Raw genomic sequence first — 19928 nt, forward strand, 5'->3', positions numbered from 1 at the left:
GCGGTCAGTGCTTGCGCGGCGCCAGGTAGCCGAGCCAGCGGCGTTCGGCCAACTTGAACAGGCGCACGAGAATGAAGGTCAGGCACAGGTAGAACACGCCCGCCGTGATGTAGGCCTCGAAAGGCAGGTAGAACTGGGCGTTGACCGTGCGCGCGGCGCCGGTGATGTCGATCAGGGTGACGATCGACGCCAGGCTGGTGGTCTGCAGCATCATGATCACTTCGTTGCTGTACTGCGGCAGGGCGCGGCGCAGCGCGGAAGGCAACAGGATGCGGCGGTACATCTTCATGCGGGACATGCCGATAGCCTTGGCCGCCTCGATCTCGCCATGGGGCGTGGCCTTGAGGCTGCCTGCGATGATCTCGGCAGTATAGGCGCTGGTATTGATGGCGAAGGCCAGGCAGGCACAGAAGGTCGCGCTGGACAGCCATGGCCACAGGAAGCTTTCGCGCACCGCCTCGAACTGGGCCAGGCCGTAGTAGATCAGGAACAGCTGCACCAGCATCGGGGTGCCACGGATCACGTAGGTGTACAGCCAGGCGGTCATGTTCACCAGCGGCTGTTTCGACACCCGCATAAGGCCCAGCGGGATGGCCGCCAGCAGGCCGAAGAACAGCGACAGCGCCAGCAGCTTGAGGGTGGTCAGCAAGCCGCCGAGGTACAGCGGCATGGCGTCCCAGATGACGTTGTAGTCGAAGATCATAGTTCAGCCGCCTTGACGCCCACCGAGTAGCGCTTCTCGAGATACCGCAACGCCAGCAGCGAGACACTGGTGAGTACCAGGTACAGCGCCGCCACCGCCAGGAAGAAGGTGAAGGGTTCGCGGGTGGCATCCGCCGCCTGCTTGGCCTTGAACATCATGTCCTGCAGGCCGACCACCGAGATCAGCGCGGTCGCCTTGGTCAACACCAGCCAGTTGTTGGTGAAACCCGGGATCGCCAGGCGGATCATCTGCGGCACCATGATGCGGAAGAACACCTGAACACCGCTCATGCCGTAGGCCGCGCCCGCCTCGGCCTGCCCCTTGGGGATCCCCAGGAAGGCGCCGCGGAAGGTTTCCGACAGGTAGGCACCGAAGATGAAGCCCAGGGTGCCGATACCGGCAACCAGCGGGTTCAGGTCGATGTAGTCGTCATAGCCGAGCAGCGGCGCCACCCGGTTGAGGAGGTCCTGGCCGCCGTAGAAGATCAGCAGGATCAGCACCAGGTCGGGGATGCCACGGATCACCGTGGAGTACAGGTCACCCAGCCAGGCCAGCCAGCGGACCGGCGACAAGCGCAGCGCCACACCGACAAGGCCGAGGACGATGGCCAGGGCCATCGACGACAGGGCGAGCTGCAGCGTCAGCCACGCCCCGTCGAGGATGACTGCCCCATAGCCTTTCAACATGATTCGGATTCCTCAGGGCTTGGGAATGAAAAATGGTGCAAACCTCAGCGATTCTGCTGTTTGCACCATTGCACAGGTGAAACTCGACGGCTTACTTCGAATCAGGGCCGTAGATGTCGAAGTTGAAGTACTTGGCTTCGATCTGCTTGTACTTGCCGTTGGCACGGATAGCGTCGATGGCCGCATTGATGCGGTCGGCGTTTTCCTTGTCGCCCTTGCGCACGGCGATGCCCACGCCATCACCGAAGTACTTCACGTCGGTGAACGAAGGGCCGACGAAGGCGAAGCCCTTGCCAGCGTCGGTTTTCAGGAAACCGTCTTCCAGCAGGGTGGCATCGGCCACGGTGCCGTCGAGGCGGCCAGCGGCGACGTCCAGGTAGATTTCGTTCTGGGTGCCGTAAGGCACGACGGTGGCGCCCTTCGGTGCCAGGACTTCCTTGGCGAAGCGGTCGTGGATCGAACCGCGCTGCACGCCGATCTTCTTGCCCTTGAGCTCGTCCAGGCTTTCGCTGACGGTGGTGCCTTCCTTCATGACCAGGCGGGCCGGTGTCAGGTAGTAGCGCTTGCTGAAATCGACCGATTTCTTGCGATCGTCAGTGATCGACATGGACGACAGGATGGCGTCGATCTTGCGCACTTTCAGCGCCGGAATCAGGCCGTCGAACTCCTGCTCGACCCAGGTGCACTTCGCTTTCATCTCTTCGCACAGGGCATTGCCGATGTCGTAGTCGAAGCCGGCGATGCTGCCGTCGGGTTGCTTGAAGGCGAACGGTGGGTAGGCGGCTTCGATACCGATCTTCAACGGTTTCTCATCGGCGTGCGATACCAGGGAAAACACGGAAAGCGCCAGGGCGCCAAGCAGTGCGAGCTTCTTCATCAGGTAACTCCATCGGTACGGGGCAATACAAGGCAGTTGTAACGGCTGCCCGATATGCGAATGGGTACAACGCGAGCCGCGCAGGGTTCGACCAAGGTCGCAGACCACGAGCGAGTGAATGGCATTTTAGCGACAGCCCGGTAGTCGATATTTCTTCAAAGCGACAACTAGTTACAGAAGCGCCAGGAACCGCGGCGGGCGATATTGACAGCTCCTGCGGATTATGCAAGAGCAAAAAGAAAAATAACCTATACCCCAAGCAATAAGCGGGCCCATTATTGGCAAACCCTTGTAGCTCGGCAAGTGCAGCGTGCCGCGATGCACGAAATGCTCGCAGAAACGCACCAGGATCGCACATGAATGTTCCCGCAAGCCCCGCTTTCGCGCACAAGCGGTGACAGCCATGGTTACCGATGAATGTCGGAGTAACAGTCTGTTCATTAAAGCAAAAGCCCCGCCGATTGCTCGGCGGGGCTTTATATCGAACCTGTAGGAGCCGGCCTTGCCGGCGAACATTCCTCAGGCCGACGCCAGGTTCATCGCCTTGTGGGTGTCGATCAGGTGCTGCACCACACCCGGATCGGCCAGCGTCGAGATATCACCCAGCGCATCGTATTCGGCGGTGGCGATCTTACGCAGGATGCGGCGCATGATCTTGCCCGAGCGGGTCTTCGGCAAGCCGGGCGCCCACTGGATCACATCCGGCGAGGCGATCGGACCGATCTCCTTGCGCACCCAGTTCTTCAGCTCCAGACGCAGCTGCTCGCTCGGTTCCTCACCAGCATTGAGGGTGACATAGACATAGATACCCTGCCCCTTGATGTCGTGCGGCACACCCACCACCGCCGCCTCGGCGACTTTCGCGTGCGCCACCATGGCGCTCTCGATCTCGGCGGTCCCCATGCGGTGCCCGGATACGTTGAGTACGTCGTCCACGCGGCCGGTGATCCAGTAGTAGCCGTCTTCGTCGCGACGGGCACCGTCACCGGTGAAGTACATGCCGCGGAAGGTCTTGAAGTAGGTGTCGACGAAACGGTCGTGGTCGCCGTACAGCGAACGCGACTGACCCGGCCAGGAGTCGAGGATCACCAGGTTGCCCTCGGCGGCACCTTCGATCAGGTTGCCCAGGTTGTCCACCAGCGCCGGTACCACACCGAAGAACGGACGGGTTGCCGAGCCCGGTTTCAGCGCGGTGGCGCCCGGCAGCGGGCTGATCAGCACGCCACCGGTCTCGGTCTGCCACCAGGTATCGACGATCGGGCAGCGCTGCTTGCCGACGGTCTTGTAGTACCAGTTCCAGGCCTCGGGGTTGATCGGCTCGCCCACCGAACCCAGCAGGCGCAGGCTGGAGCCATCGGCACCGGCCACCGCCGCCTCGCCCTCGGCCATCATGGCGCGAATAGCAGTTGGCGCGGTGTAGAGGATATTGACCTTGTGCTTGTCGACGATCTTCGACACGCGAGTGATGTCCGGATAGTTCGGCACGCCCTCGAACAGCAGCGTGGCCGCACCATTGGCCAGCGGGCCGTAGACGATATAGCTGTGCCCGGTGACCCAGCCCACGTCGGCGGTGCACCAGTAGACCTCGCCCGGACGGTAGTCGAACACGCGCTCATGAGTCAGCGCGGCGTAGACCAGGTAGCCGCCGGTGGTGTGCAGCACGCCCTTCGGCTTGCCGGTCGAACCGGAGGTATAAAGGATGAACAGCGCTTCTTCCGCGCCCATCTCTTTCGGCGCGCAGTGGCTGGAGGCGACCTTCATCAGGTCTTCGTACCAGATGTCGCGGTGCTGGTGCCAGGCGATGTCGCCACCGGTGCGCTTGCACACGATGATCTTCTGCACGCTGCTGGTTTCAGGGTTGGTCAGGGCCAGGTCGACGTTGGCCTTGAGCGGGGTGCGACGCCCACCGCGCACACCTTCGTCGGCAGTGATCACCACTTTCGACTTGCAGTCGATGATGCGCCCGGCCAGTGCTTCCGGTGAGAAGCCACCGAACACCACCGAGTGGATCGCGCCGATGCGGGCGCAGGCCAGCATGGCGACCACGGCCTCGGGGATCATCGGCATGTAGATGGTCACCACGTCGCCACGGTGCACGTCCTGGCCACGCAGGGCGTTGGCGAACTTGCAGACCTGCTCGTGGAGCTCGCGGTAGGTGATGTTGCGGTGCTCGGAAGGATCGTCGCCCTCCCAGATGATGGCGACCTGGTCACCGCGCTCGGCAAGGTGGCGGTCCAGGCAGTTGTAGGAAACGTTCAGAGTGCCGTCGGCGAACCACTTGATATCGACATGGTGGTCGTCGAACGAGGTCTGCTTGACCTTGGTGAAGGGCTTGATCCAGTCCAGACGCTGGGCCTGCTCGCGCCAGAAGCCGTCCGGGTTGATCACCGATTGCTGGTACATGGCCTTGTAGGTGGCCTCGTCGGTCAGGGTACTGGCCGCAACCTCGGGACGAACGGGATACAGTGGAGCCGCACTCATCTGTGTTACCTCGGTGTAATAGTTGTTTTTGTATGGAACCGTTTGTAACTGTACCAGAGCGGCAAAGACCATTCGACGTTGGTAGTAACGTGACGGAAGGAAAACCCACCCTCCTAGCGCGGCCGCTCTAAGCCGGGGCACGGCACCATCCAGGCAGTGGAGCCGGGTAGTTTTCCACGGGATTGTTACAGATTCTGTCAAAAGACTTTATCAAAACCCCCTCTGTTTCAGCCCCAAGCGCACTCCTAGAATTCACCTCGCCAGCAACGGCAACGCGATTAACTTGGTAACAGCCCCCCACGAAGGCAACGTTAATCCGCACCTCATCCTGATAGTTAAAACTTGTTGTACTCGCGGCGCCACAAGCGTCGCGTGCCCCCTCACGACCTTAGACAGGTAAATGGAAAATGAAAGCTTTACTGGTATTGGCACTTGGCGGTTTTTGCGGCGCGGCACTGGCCGGCGAAGCAAAAGATGTCGAGCAGATTCCGGTTGAACAGTACAGTTACTCGCAGCACCTGGACATCGCCCGCGTTCTTTCCATGAGCGAAGTACCGAATGTCTGCGAAGTAGTGCCCGCCCGCATGACCTATGAAGACTCCAAGGGCCAGAAGCACATTCTCGAATACCGCGTGATGGGGAACGGCTGCTCCAACGGCTGATCCACTCAAGCCCGCTCCCACTCCGACCGCGCCAACCTCAAGCCTTGCGCGGCCCCTGTGGGAGCGGCCTTGTGTCGCGAAAAGGCTGCGTAGCGGCCCCAGAGTTTCAGTAGTGAACAAAGATCGCCGGGGCCGCCTTGCGACCCTTTCGCGACACAAGGCCGCTCCCACAGGGACAGGCGCAGCTCTCGATCAGGCTGGAAGACAACTGCCCCCGCGATTGCTATCGAACGCTAAAACTTTCCACACTCACTCAACCGACTTGCTCAACGAATAATCCCGCAACTTGTTGGCAATCGTCGTATGCGAAACCCCCAATCTTTTCCCCAGCGCCCGGCTACTTGGGAATTCACTCATCAGACTTTCCAGTACCGCTTTTTCAAACCGCCCGACAATCTGCGAAAGTTCGCCTTCCAGGGAGAACTCCCCCAACGGCTGGCGCGCGCCATAGTCCGGCAAACGAATATGTTCGCTCTTCACCACCCCGCCCTCGCACAGTGAAACAGCCTGGAACAACACGTTCTCCAGTTGGCGCACATTACCCGGCCAGTGGTACTGGCTGAGTTTATCCATCGCCGAGGTCGCCAAATGCGGCAGCGGGCAGCCGATCTGCCGGCTGGCCTGGTCGAGGAAATGCTGCACCAGCCCTTCCAGGCCATCCATGCATTCGCGCAGCGGTGGGATGTGCAGCGACAGCACGTTGAGGCGGTGATAGAGGTCCTGGCGAAACTCGCCACGGGCACACAGCTCGGACAGATCAACCTGAGTCGCACAGATTACCCGTACGTCCAGGTACACCTCCTCGTCGCTGCCGACCCGGCGGAAACAGCCATCCTGCAGGAAGCGCAACAGCTTGACCTGCAACCGCGGGCTCATTTCCCCCACCCCATCAAGGAACAGCGTGCCACCCGCAGTCAGCTCCAGCAGCCCAAGCTTACCCTCGGCCCGCGCGCCCTCGAACGCCCCCGGCCCGTAGCCGAACAGCTCGGTCTCGGCCATCGACTCCGGCAGGCCAGCACAGTTGAGCGCCATCAGTGGTGCCTGGCCGCGCGGACTGGCCAGGTGGCAGGCGCGCGCCAGCAGTTCCTTGCCGGTACCGGTCTCGCCCTCGATCAGCAGCGGCGCATCCAGCGGCGCCATGCGTCGCGCCTCGCGCACCACCGCCGCCATTACCCGCGAGCTTTGGAAGATACTGTCGAACCCGCGCAGCTCCTGCTTGCGCACGTTGTAGATGCGCTCGCCGATACGGTCGGCGCGGTGCAAGGTGATCACCGCCCCCGCCAAGGCCTCGCTGTCGTCATGCTCGGACTGCAACGGTGCGATATCGGCGAGGAACACATCCCCCTTGACCTTGATCCGCAGGCCATTGATCCGCGACTTGTTGGCCCGTATCAGCTCCGGCAGGTCGAAGTCCTCGACATAGCGCGACAACGGAATGCCGGGCACCTCGTCCACTCGCACTCCGAGCAACTGCGCCGCGCCACGGTTGGCGGCGACGATGCTGCCACCCATGTCGATCGACAGCACCGGGAAGTCCAGCGCCCCCAGCAGCGCGTTGAGCTCCATGTGTCGACGCTCGCTGGGCATCAACCCCACACGCTTGACCCCGAAAACCCCGGCGATCGATTCGAACTTCGGCCGCAACGCCTGGAACTGCAGATTGATCAAGTTCGGGCAATGCAGATAAATGGCATTGCCATGATCGCCCCCCACCTCGCCGCGCAACACGTTGATGCCGTACTCCACCAGCAGGTTGAGGATGTCCCGCAGGATGCCGATGCGGTTCTGGCAATGCACTTTGATACGCATGAAAGCTCTCGAAGCGGCCAGGTTTTTTCCTGGCACGCGGAAAAGTCGTAAAGATAAGCTGACAAAATCGACCCCAAGGCCAGCTCGATGCCCGTGATTTTCCGGCACTATGGTCATTTTGTAAAATTATCGTTACAAAACCTGGATGAGCGGATCACGAAAACTGCCTTGCCACCCCGTGCAAAGGGCTCAAGAGCGGGATATTCCTAAGGTATGTCCTGCACATAACAAGAAAGCCCTCACCAGGAGAGCCACATGAAACAGACGCAATACGTGGCACGCGAGCCCGATGCGCACGGTTTTATCGACTACCCGCAGCAAGAGCATGCGGTGTGGAACACCCTGATCACCCGCCAGCTGAAAGTGATCGAAGGTCGGGCGTGCCAGGAGTACCTGGACGGCATCGAGCAGCTCAAGCTGCCCCATGACCGCATCCCCCAGCTCGGCGAAGTCAACAAGGTGCTCGGCGCTACCACCGGTTGGCAGGTCGCCCGCGTACCGGCGCTGATCCCCTTCCAGACCTTCTTCGAACTGCTGGCCAGCAAGCGCTTCCCGGTCGCCACCTTCATCCGCACCCCGGAAGAACTGGACTACCTGCAGGAGCCTGACATCTTCCACGAGATCTTCGGCCACTGCCCGCTGCTGACCAACCCCTTCTTCGCCGAGTTCACCCACACCTACGGCAAGCTGGGCCTGGCGGCGACCAAGGAACAACGCGTCTACCTCGCACGCCTGTACTGGATGACCATCGAGTTCGGCCTGATGGAGACCGCGCAAGGTCGCAAGATCTACGGCGGCGGCATCCTCTCCTCGCCGAAAGAGACCGTCTACAGCCTGTCCAACGAGCCTGAGCACCAGGCCTTCGACCCGATCGAAGCCATGCGCACGCCGTACCGCATCGATATCCTGCAGCCCCTGTACTTCGTCCTGCCGAACATGAAGCGCCTGTTCGACCTGGCCCACGAAGACATCATGGCCATGGTCCACCAGGCCATGCAGCTGGGCCTGCACGCACCGAAGTTTCCACCCAAGGTCGCTGCCTGAGCGCCCCTGTCGATAACAACTCAAATCGGAAAACACCCATGAATGCCTTGAACCAAGCCCACTGCGAAGCCTGCCGCGCCGATGCACCAAAAGTCTCCGACGACGAACTGGCGGAACTGATCCTGCAGATCCCGGACTGGAACATCGAAGTCCGCGACGGCCACATGGAGCTCGAGCGCGTATTCCTGTTCAAGAACTTCAAGCACGCCCTGGCCTTCACCAACGCCATCGGCGAAATCGCCGAAGCCGAAGGCCACCACCCGGGCCTGCTGACCGAGTGGGGCAAGGTCACCGTGACCTGGTGGAGCCACTCGATCAAGGGCCTGCACCGCAACGACTTCATCATGTGCGCGCGCACCGACGAGGTCGCCAAGACTGCCGAAGGGCGCAAGTGATGCACTTCGCGGCCATCGGTCGGGTCCCCGGCGACCCGATCCTGGGGCTGATGGAGGCCTACGCCCGCGACGCCAACCCGGCGAAGTTCGATTTGGGCGTCGGCGTGTTCAAGGATGCCCAGGGCCTGACGCCGATCCCTGCCGCGGTCAAACAGGCCGAGCAGCGCCTGGTCGAGCGGCAGGCCACCAAGAGCTACGTCGGTGGCCATGGTGACGCGGCGTTCGGACGCCTGGTCAGCGAACTGGTGCTGGGCAGCGACTCGCCGTTGCTGGCCAGCCGGCGCGCTGGCGCCACCCAGACCCCTGGCGGCACCGGCGCCCTGCGCCTGGCGGCGGAGTTCATCGCCCACTGCCTGCCCGGCCGCGGGGTCTGGCTGAGCGACCCGACCTGGCCAATCCACGAGACGATCTTCGCCGGTGCCGGGCTCAAGGTGTCCCACTACCCCTACGTGGGCAAGGACAATCGCCTGAACGTCGCTGGCATGCTCGCCGCACTGGAGCAGGCACCGGAAGGCGACGTGGTGCTGCTGCACGCCTGCTGCCACAACCCGACCGGTTTCGATCTGGGCCAGGACGACTGGCGTGCGGTGCTCGACATCGTCAAGCGGCGCAACCTGCTGCCATTGATCGACTTCGCCTACCAGGGCTTCGGTGACGGCCTGGAAGAAGACGCCTGGGCAGTGCGCCTGTTTGCCACCGAACTGCCGGAACTGCTGATCACCAGCTCCTGCTCGAAGAACTTCGGCCTGTACCGCGACCGCACCGGCGCTCTGCTGGTGTGCAGCCACGATGCGGAAAAACTGCTGGATGTGCGCAGCCAACTGGCATTCCTTGCGCGCAACCTGTGGTCGACGCCGCCGGATCACGGCGCGGCGGTAGTCGCCGAGATTCTCGGCGATCCAGCGCTCAAAGCCCTGTGGGTCGAGGAAGTGAACGCCATGCGCCAACGCATCGCCGAACTTCGCGAAGGCCTGGTGAAGGCACTGGCCCCCCATGGCCTGGCCGAGCGCTTCGCGCACATCGCCGCGCAACGTGGGATGTTCTCCTACACCGGGCTGAACGCCGAGCAAGTGCGCCTGCTGCGTGAGAAGCACAGCGTGTACATGGTCGGCACAGGCCGAGCGAACATCGCCGGGGCCGACGCGCAACGCCTGGAGCAGCTGGCAGCAGCCATCGCCGACGTCTGCCGCTGATATCGCGGTACCTGTAGGAGCGGCTTCAGCCGCGAAGCAAGCGACGCGGAGCCAGCCCCGGCCTTGCCGGGGCTCGCGGCTAAAGCCGCTCCTACAGGGGTTTGCGCTGGCCACATCGACGCCAGCGGTGCGCTGATCGCCCACAAAAACCGACCAACGCCCGGCAAAAATCGCAAACTGTCATCCAGACTGCTGTATCCTGCCCGAGCTTTTCGAAGCCACACGCGCGCCGACGCGCCGCCTTTTCACTCACACTTGCGAGGAACGACGAGATGCATGAGATCCCGAATCTTCCCTTCCCAAGCCTGAACCCCGAAGAGCAATCCGTTGCCGCCCACGCCGAACCGACGCCCGCCGTCGACCAGAACGGCGACGATCAATCCAGCGCCGACCAGGAATAATCGCGCACCCCACCCGACTGTGTGAAAACGGCTGACCCACGGGATCACCCCATCATCGCGTTTTCACACCGTCCAGAATTCCTACCGCCGAAGGCCCCCATGCCCGATTCACCGCGCCCCCTTGCGGTCACCCTGCAAGTTGTCTCCATCGTCCTCTTCACCTTCATCGGCTACCTGAACATCGGCATCCCCCTGGCCGTACTGCCCGGCTATGTGCACAACGACCTGGGTTTCAGTGCCGTGATCGCAGGGTTGGTGATCAGTGTGCAGTACCTGGCCACCCTGCTCAGCCGCCCCACCGCCAGCCGCATCATCGACAACCTCGGCAGCAAGAAGGCGGTCATGTACGGCCTGTTCGGCTGCGGCCTGAGCGGTGTGTTCATGCTGGCCTGCAGCTTCCTGACACACCTGCCCTGGCTAAGCTTGACCTGCCTGCTCATCGGCCGCCTGGTGCTGGGCAGCGCCGAAAGCCTGGTGGGCTCGGGCTCCATCGGCTGGGGCATTGGCCGGGTCGGTTCGCAGAACACCGCCAAGGTGATTTCCTGGAATGGCATCGCCAGCTATGGTGCGCTGGCCATCGGTGCACCGCTGGGCGTGCTGATGGTCAAGCACCTTGGGCTGTGGAGCATGGGTGCGAGCATCATCCTGCTGGGCGTGGTCGGCCTGTTGCTGGCCTGGCCCAAGCGTGCCGCACCGGTGGTTGCCGGTGTGCGCCTGCCATTCCTGCGGGTGCTGGGCAAGGTGTTCCCCCATGGCTCGGGGCTGGCCCTGGGCTCGATCGGCTTCGGCACCATCGCCACCTTCATCACGCTCTATTACGCCAGCCGCGACTGGCCCAACGCCGCGCTCACCTTGAGCCTGTTCGGCGCCAGCTTCATCTGTGCGCGCCTGCTGTTCGGCAACCTGATCAACCGCATCGGCGGTTTCCGCGTAGCGATTGCCTGCCTGTCCGTCGAGACACTGGGATTGCTGATGCTGTGGCTCGCGCCCAGCGCCGAAATGGCCCTGGCCGGCGCGGCCTTGAGCGGGTTTGGTTTCTCGCTGGTGTTCCCGGCACTGGGCGTGGAGGCCGTCAACCAGGTATCGGCGGCCAACCGCGGCGCGGCGGTGGGTGCCTATTCGCTGTTCATCGACCTGTCGCTGGGGATCACCGGGCCGCTGGTGGGCGCGGTGGCGGCAGGGTTCGGATTCGCCTCGATGTTTCTGTTCGCGGCCGGGGCGGCAGGATGCGGGTTGGTATTGAGTCTGTACCTGTACCGCCAGGCGCAACGCTTGCGCAGGGCCTGACCCCATTCGCCGGCAAGCCGGCTCCTACGTAGGAGCCGGCTTGCCGGCGAACCATTCTTCAGCGCTGCGCGTACTGCAGCACCACCTCCAACGGATGGCGCAGCTGCTTCTCGGTCATGCGCTTGACCTGGCTGCGGCACGAGTACCCGGTGGCCAGTGCCTCACCCTGCTTGTCCAGCTTGGTCGCCCAGGACTGTTCGAAGATGGTCCTCGAGGCTTCCTGGTTACGCGCTTCGTGCCCATAGGTACCCGACATGCCGCAGCAGCCGGTAGCCTCGGTGACCAGCTTCAGACCAAGGCGAGCGAACACCTGCTCCCACTGCTTCGTACTGGCCGGCACGTTCGTCTTCTCGGTGCAGTGGGCCATCAGGCGGAAATTGTCGGCCTTGGCCGGCGTCTGCTCGGGCAACACGCTCATCAGCCACTCCTGAGGCAACAGCACCGAAGGGCACTCCACGCCCTCGACCTTCTGGTACTCCTGGCGATAGACCAGGGTCATCGCCGGGTCCAGCCCCACCAGCGGCACGCCGCAGTCGGCCAGGGCCTTGAGCTGGGTGGCGTTGCGGACCGCCGCCTTGGCAAAGGCGCCGAGGAAGCCTTGCACGTGCAGCGGCTTGCCGTTGGCACTGTAGGGCGCCAGGAACACTTTATGCCCCAGGCGATGGGCCAGTTCGATGAACGAGGCCAGCAATGGCGTCTCGAAATAACGGGTGAAAGCATCCTGCACCAGCACGATGCTGCGCTCGCGCTGGGCCGGCGTCAGCTCGCGCAGGGCCGGCACGCTGGCCACCTGGACACGGCAACGGGTCAGGGTGGACTGGAAGTTGAAGCGGCTGATCAGCGGACTGTCGACCATGCCGACCTTGTCCGCCAGCAACTTGCCCACCCACTTCGAACCCATCACGGCGTTGTACAGGCCTGGCGCATGGGCCAGGTACGGAATGGTGAACTCCAGCGAACCGATCAGGTAATCGCGCAGTGGACGCTGATAGCGGCCGTGGTACAGCTCGAGGAAGCGCGAGCGGAAGTCCGGCACATTGACCTTGATCGGGCACTGCCCCGCGCAGGACTTGCACGCCAGGCAACCCGCCATGGCGTCGTACACCTCATGGGAAAAGTCCGCCTGCCCCTGCTGGCGCGCACGGCTATTGCGTAGTCGCGCCGGCAGCCCCTTGAGCCAGGACGCCTTGCGCTGGGCGGCGGCCAGCACGTCGATGTTCGCCTCGCCCTGCAGGCGCAACCACTCGCGGATCAGCGAGGCGCGGCCCTTCGGTGAATGCTGGCGCTCGCGGGTGGCCTTCCACGACGGGCACATGGCGTCGTTGGGGTCGTAGTTGTAGCAGGCGCCGTTGCCGTTGCAGTGCACGGCACTGCCGAAGCTTTGCCAGACGCGCTCGTCGATGGTGCGATCCAGGTCGCCGCGCAGGGGCGCGCCATCCACCGGCGTCAGGCCTTCGGCACTGTCCGGCGGGGTGCAGATCTTGCCTGGATTGAGCTGGTTGTGCGGGTCGAACGCGCCTTTCAGACGCTGCAATGCCGGGTACAGCTCGCCGAAATAAGCCGGCACATACTCGGAACGCAGGCCCTTGCCATGCTCGCCCCATAGCAGGCCACCGTAGCGCTGGGTCAGCGCCGCCACGGCATCGGAGATCGGCTTGACCAAGGCCGCCTGGGCCGGGTCCTTCATGTCCAGCGCCGGGCGCACATGCAGCACGCCCGCATCGACGTGGCCGAACATGCCGTATGCCAAGCCATAGCCGTCGAGCAGGGCACGGAAGTCGGCAATGTAATCGGCCAGTTGCTCGGGTGGCACGGCGGTATCCTCGACGAACGGCTGCGGGCGCACCTCACCCTCGACGTTGCCAAGCAAGCCCACCGAACGCTTGCGCATGGTGTAGACCTTGGTCACCGCTTCCGCACCCTCCGCCAAGGTATGCCCCAGGCGCTCGACACTGGTGTCACGCTGCAAATGCTCGACGAACGCCTCGACCCGCGCATTGACCTCGACCGGGTCGTCACCGCAGAACTCCACCAGGTTGATGCCCAGGGTCGGGCGCTCGGCGTCGGCCGGGAAGTATTCGGCGACGCTGTGCCAGACGATGTCCTTCATCGCCAGCATCAACACCTTGGAGTCCACAGTCTCGATCGACAGCGGCTTGTGCGCCATCAACGCATTGGCGTCGCGCAGGGCATCCATGAAGCTGGTGTAGCGCACGTTGACCAGCACCGCGTATTTCGGGATCGGTAGCACATTGAGCTTGGCCTCGACCACGTAGCCCAGCGAGCCTTCAGCACCGCACAGTACGCTGTTGAGGTTGAAACGGCCCTGCTCGTCGCGCAGGTGCGCAAGGTCGTAGCCGGTCAGGCAGCGATTGAGCTTGGGGAAGGTGCTTTCGATCAGCTCAGCCTGGGTTTCCTGGATTTCCCGGGCCATGCGGTACACCTCGCCGACCCGGCCAGGCATGGCGCAGGCCTGTTCCAGCGCCGTGTCGTCGATCGGCAGGCTGTGCAGGCGCTCACCGCCGAGCAGCACGCTGTGCAGCTCGAGCACGTGGTCGCGGGTCTTGCCGTATGTGCAGCTGCCCTGGCCACTGGCATCGGTGTTGATCATGCCGCCGACAGTGGCGCGGTTAGAAGTGGACAGCTCCGGGGCGAAGAACAGACCGTGGGGCTTGAGCGCGGCATTGAGCTGGTCCTTAACCACACCTGCCTGGACCCGCACCCAACGCTCCTCGACGTTGATTTCGAGGATGGTGTTCATGTGTCGCGACAAGTCGACGACGATGCCGTCGGTCAGCGACTGGCCATTGGTGCCGGTACCGCCGCCACGCGGGGTCAGCTTGATATCGCGAAAACGTGGCTCGGCCATCAGCGTGGCGACCCGCGCCACATCGTCGGCATCTTGCGGGAACACCGCCGCCTGGGGCAGGCGCTGGTAGATGGAGTTGTCGGTGGCCAGTACCGTGCGGGTGCCGTAGTCGGCGCTGATCTGGCCACGGAAGCCGCTGTTCTTCAGGGCTTCGAGGAATTCGGGGTAGTGGGCGGCAGGCGCGCGGGGCGGCAGCTGGGCGATCATCGAAGGATGCCTCTTTGATATCGGCTGATTCACGGAAATCTTGTCGGTCCGGCATGAATGGCTCATGGGAGGATTTCGAATGCGCCAATGTTCCTGTAGTTTCGCGCCAGGGGCAAACGGATATTCCTGCCGCTATCGATGAGCTTTATGAATGAATTACCGTCACCTCACCCCTTCGATGTCGCTGCTGCTGGCCTTCGAGGCCGCCGCGCGACATGAAAGCTACACCCGCGCCGCTGCCGAACTGTCGCTGACCCAGAGCGCGGTGAGCCGCCAGGTGCAGGCACTGGAACAACAACTGGGGCTTACGCTGTTTCGCCGCGAGGGGCGCCAGGTGCAACTGACCGATGTCGGGCGCCTGTACCAGCGCGAGCTCAGCGAGGCGCTCGGGCGCATCCGCAGTGCCACGCTGCAAGCCCTGGCCTACCAGTCCGGCGTCGGCACCTTGCGCCTGGCGACCCTGCCGACCTTCGGCTCGAAATGGCTGCTGCCACGCTTGCATGCGTTCTACAGCGCGCATCCGGGCATGCTGGTGCACATTCATTCACGCATCGAAGCAATCAATTTCGACACCAGCGAGATCGACGCGGCCATCGGCGTGGCCACCCACGACCTGCCAGGGCTGATCTGCCATCGCCTGCACGCCGAGGAACTGGTGGTGATCCTGCCGCCGGACAGCGCGCATGACGGGCAATGCTGGAGCCCGGCGCGAATCAGTGAAGAGGTACTGCTCAATGTCGCCAACAACCCACACGCCTGGGGCGAATGGTTTTCCCATCACGCCCTGCCCCACCGCTCGATGCGCCTGGGGCCGAGCTTCGAGCTGACCTCGCACCTGATCCAGGCGGTGCGCGCAGGGATCGGTATCGGGCTGGTGCCGCGAATCCTGGTGGAGGAAGAGCTGGCCAGTGGCGAACTGTTCAGCCCCGGAGCACCGTTTGCCAGCCAGCGCAGTTACTACCTGATCTATCCACCGAGGAACGAGGCGCTGCCGTCGTTGCGGGCGTTTCGCGGCTGGCTCCTCCAGCAGATCTGATCATTCGCCAGCAAGCTGGCTCCTACAATTGCACGCAATATCCGTAGGAGCCAGCTTGCTGGCGAAAGGGCCGGCACAGACAACAAAAAACCCGACGCCGGTCACCCGGCATCGGGTTTTCTCCAAGCGCCTCAGCGCTTACTTGGCCACGCTACCGGCAGCCCCGTTGGCCTGCGCCCCACGCTTGCTCTTGAGCACGTAGAACACATACATCACCACCAGCCATACCGGCATCGCGTACACCGACACCTGGATACCAGGAATCATCAGCATGATGCCCAGGATCAGTACCACGAACGCCAGCACCAGGTAGTTGCCGTACGGATACCACAGCGCCTTGAACAGCGGCTTCTGGCCAGTGCGATCGAGGTGCTGACGGAACTTCAGGTGCGAGTAGCTGATCATCGCCCAGTTGATCACCAGGGTCGCCACCACCAGCGACATCAGCAGCTCCAGGGCATTCTGCGGCATCAGATAGTTGAGCAGCACCGCGATCAGCGTCACGGCCGCCGACACCAGGATCGAACGCACCGGCACGCCGCGGCGGTCGACCTTCGCCAGTGCCGCCGGAGCATCGCCCTGTTCGGCCATGCCCAGCAGCATGCGGGCGTTGCAGTAGGTGCCACTGTTGTACACCGACAGCGCCGCGGTCAGGACCACGAAGTTCAGCAGGTGCGCGGCCACGTCGCTACCCAGCAGCGAGAACACCTGGACGAACGGGCTGCTGCCGTAGCTGCCGCCGGAAGCGTCGATGCTGGCCACCAGGCTGTCCCACGGGGTCAGCGACAGCAGCACCACCAGGGCGCCCACATAGAAGATCAGGATGCGGTAGATGACCTGGTTGATCGCCTTGGGGATCACGGTCTTCGGCTTGTCGGCCTCGGCAGCGGTGAAGCCGAGCATTTCCAGGCCACCGAAGGAGAACATGATGAAGGCCAGGGCCATCACCAGCCCGCTGACACCATGCGGGAAGAAGCCACCATGGGCCCACAGGTTGGTCACCGACGCTTCAGGGCCACCACTGCCACTGGTCAGCAGGTAGGCGCCCAGGCCGATCATGCCGACGATGGCGGCGACCTTGATGATCGCGAACCAGAACTCGGCCTCGCCGAAGATCTTCACGTTCATCAGGTTGATGGCGTTGATCAGCAGGAAGAACCCCGCTGCGGTCACCCAGGTCGGGATCTCCGGCCACCAGTAGTGGATGTACTTGCCGACCGCCGACAGCTCCGACATGCCGACCAGGATGTACAGCACCCAGCAGTTCCAGCCCGACAGGAAGCCGGCGAAACCGCCCCAGTACTTGTGCGCGAAGTGGCTGAAGGAGCCGGCAACCGGCTCCTCGACGATCATCTCGCCGAGCTGGCGCATGATCATGAAGGCAATGAAGCCGCAGATGGCGTAGCCGAGGATCATCGACGGGCCGGCGGACTTCATCACGCCGGCCGAGCCCAGGAACAACCCGGTGCCGATGGCGCCGCCCAGGGCGATCAGTTGGATATGGCGGTTCTTCAAGCCACGCTTGAGTTCGCCGGACTGTGAGTTATGTCCACTCATGAACGAAGTCACCTGCTTGTTTTTATCTGTGACGGAATCGGACCCACCGCACTCGTGGCGCAGCGGAATGGGCAAGGTGGTTACCTTGGGTTCTTGGACAGGTTGGTCGCGAAAGCGCGGATCAACCGGGTGTCAGCAAGAGTGCGCGGTACGCAAGGGGGTCACAGGTAAAACGCGGCGCATTGTATACCCCTGCAAACGCGCAGGCGTCAACGCGTTGCGTCGTTTCCTGATGAAAAAACGCACCGGTCCTGGGGTGAAGGCCTGAAAAGGCGGAGTGATCGGCGTACATGGCGCCTCCGTTTTGTTGTTTTGATGCCTGGCGGTCCTGCCTGGCTTTGCACACGGCAATGGCGCTATCTCAGCGGTTGGGCGGGGGATTTGGAAGGGGGCGAATGCGGGCCCTGAGGCTCTGCGGCGAGGTTCTTGGAAAATTTTTGTTACGCAGAGCGGGAAAAATCGGGCAGGCCGGGTTATTCGGTCATTTTTGTATAAATTTATTTACAAGCCGGTTTGAAAACTTTCCACTTGCCAGGAAATTTTCAGTGCATTCAGGAACTTGGGCCGCTTTGCGGCCTTTCGCCGGCAAAGCCGGCTCCTACAGGTTGGTGTCGCCCTCCGTAGGGACCAGCTTGCCGGCCAAGCATGTCCAACAGGCACAAAAAAGCCAGCCCGAAGGCTGGCTCTTTCGTTACCAGGCGCAATCAGCCGCGTGGCTTGCCACGACCACGGCCGGCAGGCTTGTCGCCCTCAGGTCGAGCCGGGCGCTTGCGCATCTCGCTCGGGCGCTCGGCCACCGTGCTGCCACGGCCGCTCTTGCGCGGCGCTTCTTCACGCGCGGGACGTGCCGGGCGCTCGCCCTGACCTTCCTGGGCGGGACGCAGGGTGCGCACACGCTCACCACGCCCCAGCGGACGGGTCGACTTGCGCTGCAGGCGCTCGAGCTTGTCCTTGGCCTTGAGCTTCATCTCCGGCAGCGCCACCGGCTGCAGCCCGACTTCGGCGGCCAGGATGTCGATTTCGCCCTGGCTCATTTCGCGCCAGCGGCCCATCGGCAGGTCGGAGTTGAGGAACACCGGACCGAAACGCACGCGCTTCAGGCGGCTGACCACCACGCCTTGCGACTCCCACAGGCGGCGCACTTCGCGGTTGCGCCCTTCCATCACCACGCAGTGGTACCAGTGGTTGAAACCTTCACCACCCGGCGCCTTCTGGATGTCGGTGAACTTGGCCGGGCCGTCTTCGAGCATCACGCCGGCCTTCAAGCGGTCGACCATGTCGTCGTCGACCTCGCCACGCACGCGCACGGCGTACTCGCGGTCCATTTCGTAGGAGGGGTGCATCAGGCGGTTGGCCAGCTCACCGTCGGTGGTGAACAGCAGCAGGCCGGTGGTGTTGATGTCCAGGCGGCCGATGTTGATCCAGCGGCCCTCTTTCGGGCGCGGCAGGCGGTCGAACACGGTCGGGCGGCCTTCCGGGTCGTCACGGGTGCAGATCTCGCCGTCGGGCTTGTTGTACATGATCACGCGGCGGGTCGCCTCGGCGGCCTCGACACGCTTGATCAGCTTGCCGTCGACGGTGATGGCATCGTGCAGGTCGACGCGCAGGCCCAAGGTGGCTTCGACGCCGTTGACCTTGATACGGCCCTGGCCGATCCAGGCCTCGACGTCACGACGCGAGCCGACGCCGATGCGGGCCAGCACTTTCTGCAGTTTTTCGCCGGACGGCGGGGTGGGTTGTTGGTCTTGCAGGTCTTTGTCACTCATCTGGGCACCTCCCGGTGTAGTAGTGAAAGCGGGCGCGCATCATACGCGGTTCGGCGGGGGAACGCACTGGAGGGTAGAAGGTTTTTCCGGATGACCCATGGATTTCCGCCCGAAGGTGTCCTCCGTAGGAGCCGGCTTGCCGGCGAACGCGTCAGCCCTGACAACACGGGGCTCAATCCTTGAGCTCGCCCTCGGACTCACCCGCCTCTTCCGACATCTCATCGCGCAAATCATCGAAATCGGTCTTGAGCCCCTCTTCCATCGCATCCAGCTCTACGAGCAGCGAACGGAAACTGGTCTCCTCCTTCGGCTCCACCTCTTCCCCCTCCTCACCCAGGCTGGCATCGGCCAGGGCCTGCAGGTGAGCCGGCACCGGCGCCTCATCCGGGTCGAGCAGCGGCTCAGGTTCCAGTTCGCGCAATTCGGCCAACGCTGGCAGCTCGTCGAGGCTCTTGAGGTTGAAGTGATCCAGGAACGCCTTGGTGGTGGCGAACATCGCCGGGCGCCCCGGCACCTCGCGGTAGCCGACGATGCGGATCCACTCACGCTCCATGAGCGTCTTGATGATGTTGCTGTTCACCGCCACGCCCCGCACATCCTCGATCTCGCCCCGAGTGATGGGCTGGCGGTAGGCGATCAGGGCCATGGTTTCGAGCAGCGCGCGGGAATAGCGCTGCGGGCGCTCCTCCCACAGGCGGCCGACCCAGGGGGCGTAGTCTTCGCGGATCTGCAGGCGATAGCCGCTGGCCACTTCCTTGAGCTCGAAGGCGCGGCCATTGCACGACTTGCCCAGCACCTCCAGGGCCTTCTTGAAGACAGCCGGCGCCGGGCGCTCGGCCTCCTCGAACAACTCGTAGAGGCGCTCAAGGGATTGCGGCTTGCCCGAGGCGAGCAGGAAGGCCTCGATCAGCGACGCCAGTTCGCGGGGTTCATTCAGGTTCATCGGTAGTCGTCA

16 protein-coding genes are annotated in these 19928 nt (G+C 63.3%); 7 read left to right on the forward strand and 9 right to left on the reverse strand.

Going from position 1 to position 19928, the window contains the following annotated elements:
• Positions 1 to 4: 4 nt before the first annotated feature.
• The 4 genes from PSEEN_RS17940 to acs all read right to left on the reverse strand — a co-directional run bounded on the left by PSEEN_RS17940 (position 5) and on the right by acs (position 4747).
• Positions 5 to 703 (reverse strand): ABC transporter permease, encoded by a 699-nt coding sequence (locus PSEEN_RS17940; protein WP_011534968.1) that lies wholly within the window; start codon positions 701 to 703, stop codon positions 5 to 7.
• Positions 700 to 1389: an ABC transporter permease gene (locus PSEEN_RS17945; RefSeq protein ID WP_011534969.1), complete on the reverse strand. Its 690-nt coding sequence runs from the start codon at positions 1387 to 1389 to the stop codon at positions 700 to 702. The genes PSEEN_RS17940 and PSEEN_RS17945 overlap by 4 nt, the downstream gene beginning before the upstream one ends.
• 91 nt (positions 1390 to 1480) lie before the next feature.
• Positions 1481 to 2266, reverse strand: coding sequence for an ABC transporter substrate-binding protein (locus PSEEN_RS17950; protein WP_044488314.1), 786 nt, complete (start codon positions 2264 to 2266; stop codon positions 1481 to 1483).
• 519 nt (positions 2267 to 2785) lie between these two features.
• Positions 2786 to 4747 carry an acetate--CoA ligase gene (gene acs / locus PSEEN_RS17955; RefSeq protein ID WP_011534971.1) on the reverse strand — a complete coding sequence of 654 codons (1962 nt, stop codon included), beginning with the start codon at positions 4745 to 4747 and terminating at the stop codon, positions 2786 to 2788.
• A gap of 407 nt (positions 4748 to 5154) precedes the next feature.
• Between acs and PSEEN_RS17960 the strand changes: the two genes are divergently transcribed.
• Complete coding sequence (locus PSEEN_RS17960) at positions 5155 to 5409, forward strand: DUF2790 domain-containing protein (RefSeq protein WP_011534972.1); 255 nt, start codon at positions 5155 to 5157, stop codon at positions 5407 to 5409.
• A 249-nt stretch (positions 5410 to 5658) separates the two neighbouring features.
• On the opposite strand, the gene PSEEN_RS17965 is transcribed toward PSEEN_RS17960, so the two are convergent.
• Positions 5659 to 7218: a sigma-54-dependent phenylalanine hydroxylase transcriptional regulator PhhR gene (locus tag PSEEN_RS17965; protein ID WP_011534973.1), complete on the reverse strand. Its 1560-nt coding sequence runs from the start codon at positions 7216 to 7218 to the stop codon at positions 5659 to 5661.
• Between the two features lie 255 nt (positions 7219 to 7473).
• Between PSEEN_RS17965 and phhA the strand changes: the two genes are divergently transcribed.
• From phhA to PSEEN_RS17985, 5 genes are all read left to right on the forward strand, one after another.
• Complete coding sequence (gene phhA / locus PSEEN_RS17970) at positions 7474 to 8262, forward strand: phenylalanine 4-monooxygenase (protein WP_011534974.1); 789 nt, start codon at positions 7474 to 7476, stop codon at positions 8260 to 8262.
• Between the two features lie 38 nt (positions 8263 to 8300).
• The gene (locus tag PSEEN_RS17975) at positions 8301 to 8657 is read left to right on the forward strand and encodes a 4a-hydroxytetrahydrobiopterin dehydratase (RefSeq protein WP_011534975.1); all 357 of its coding nucleotides are present in this window, start codon (positions 8301 to 8303) and stop codon (positions 8655 to 8657) included.
• The gene (locus tag PSEEN_RS17980) at positions 8654 to 9850 is read left to right on the forward strand and encodes an amino acid aminotransferase (protein WP_162042927.1); all 1197 of its coding nucleotides are present in this window, start codon (positions 8654 to 8656) and stop codon (positions 9848 to 9850) included. The genes PSEEN_RS17975 and PSEEN_RS17980 overlap by 4 nt, the downstream gene beginning before the upstream one ends.
• Before the next feature lie 272 nt (positions 9851 to 10122).
• Positions 10123 to 10251 (forward strand): hypothetical protein, encoded by a 129-nt coding sequence (locus PSEEN_RS27120; protein WP_269446431.1) that lies wholly within the window; start codon positions 10123 to 10125, stop codon positions 10249 to 10251.
• 99 nt (positions 10252 to 10350) lie between these two features.
• Complete coding sequence (locus PSEEN_RS17985) at positions 10351 to 11538, forward strand: MFS transporter (protein ID WP_011534978.1); 1188 nt, start codon at positions 10351 to 10353, stop codon at positions 11536 to 11538.
• 58 nt (positions 11539 to 11596) lie between these two features.
• On the opposite strand, the gene ydiJ is transcribed toward PSEEN_RS17985, so the two are convergent.
• A complete protein-coding gene (gene ydiJ / locus PSEEN_RS17990; protein ID WP_011534979.1) occupies positions 11597 to 14614 on the reverse strand; it encodes a D-2-hydroxyglutarate dehydrogenase YdiJ in 3018 nt (1005 codons plus the stop codon).
• Positions 14615 to 14765: 151 nt separating this feature from the next.
• On the opposite strand from ydiJ, the gene PSEEN_RS17995 reads away from it, so the two are divergent.
• On the forward strand, positions 14766 to 15650 hold the full coding sequence (locus PSEEN_RS17995) for a LysR substrate-binding domain-containing protein (protein WP_011534980.1): 885 nt from the start codon (positions 14766 to 14768) through the stop codon (positions 15648 to 15650).
• 138 nt (positions 15651 to 15788) lie between these two features.
• Here the strand turns inward: PSEEN_RS17995 and PSEEN_RS18000 are convergent, their stop codons facing one another.
• The 3 genes from PSEEN_RS18000 to scpB all read right to left on the reverse strand — a co-directional run bounded on the left by PSEEN_RS18000 (position 15789) and on the right by scpB (position 19916).
• Positions 15789 to 17207, reverse strand: coding sequence for an amino acid permease (locus PSEEN_RS18000; protein ID WP_011534981.1), 1419 nt, complete (start codon positions 17205 to 17207; stop codon positions 15789 to 15791).
• 704 nt (positions 17208 to 17911) lie between these two features.
• Complete coding sequence (gene rluB / locus PSEEN_RS18005; RefSeq protein WP_011534982.1) at positions 17912 to 18973, reverse strand: 23S rRNA pseudouridine(2605) synthase RluB; 1062 nt, start codon at positions 18971 to 18973, stop codon at positions 17912 to 17914.
• A 172-nt stretch (positions 18974 to 19145) separates the two neighbouring features.
• Positions 19146 to 19916 carry an SMC-Scp complex subunit ScpB gene (gene scpB, locus PSEEN_RS18010; protein ID WP_011534983.1) on the reverse strand — a complete coding sequence of 257 codons (771 nt, stop codon included), beginning with the start codon at positions 19914 to 19916 and terminating at the stop codon, positions 19146 to 19148.
• Between the last annotated feature and the right edge of the window lie 12 nt (positions 19917 to 19928).

Source organism: Pseudomonas entomophila L48, from assembly GCF_000026105.1.
GTDB lineage: Bacteria > Pseudomonadota > Gammaproteobacteria > Pseudomonadales > Pseudomonadaceae > Aquipseudomonas > Aquipseudomonas entomophila.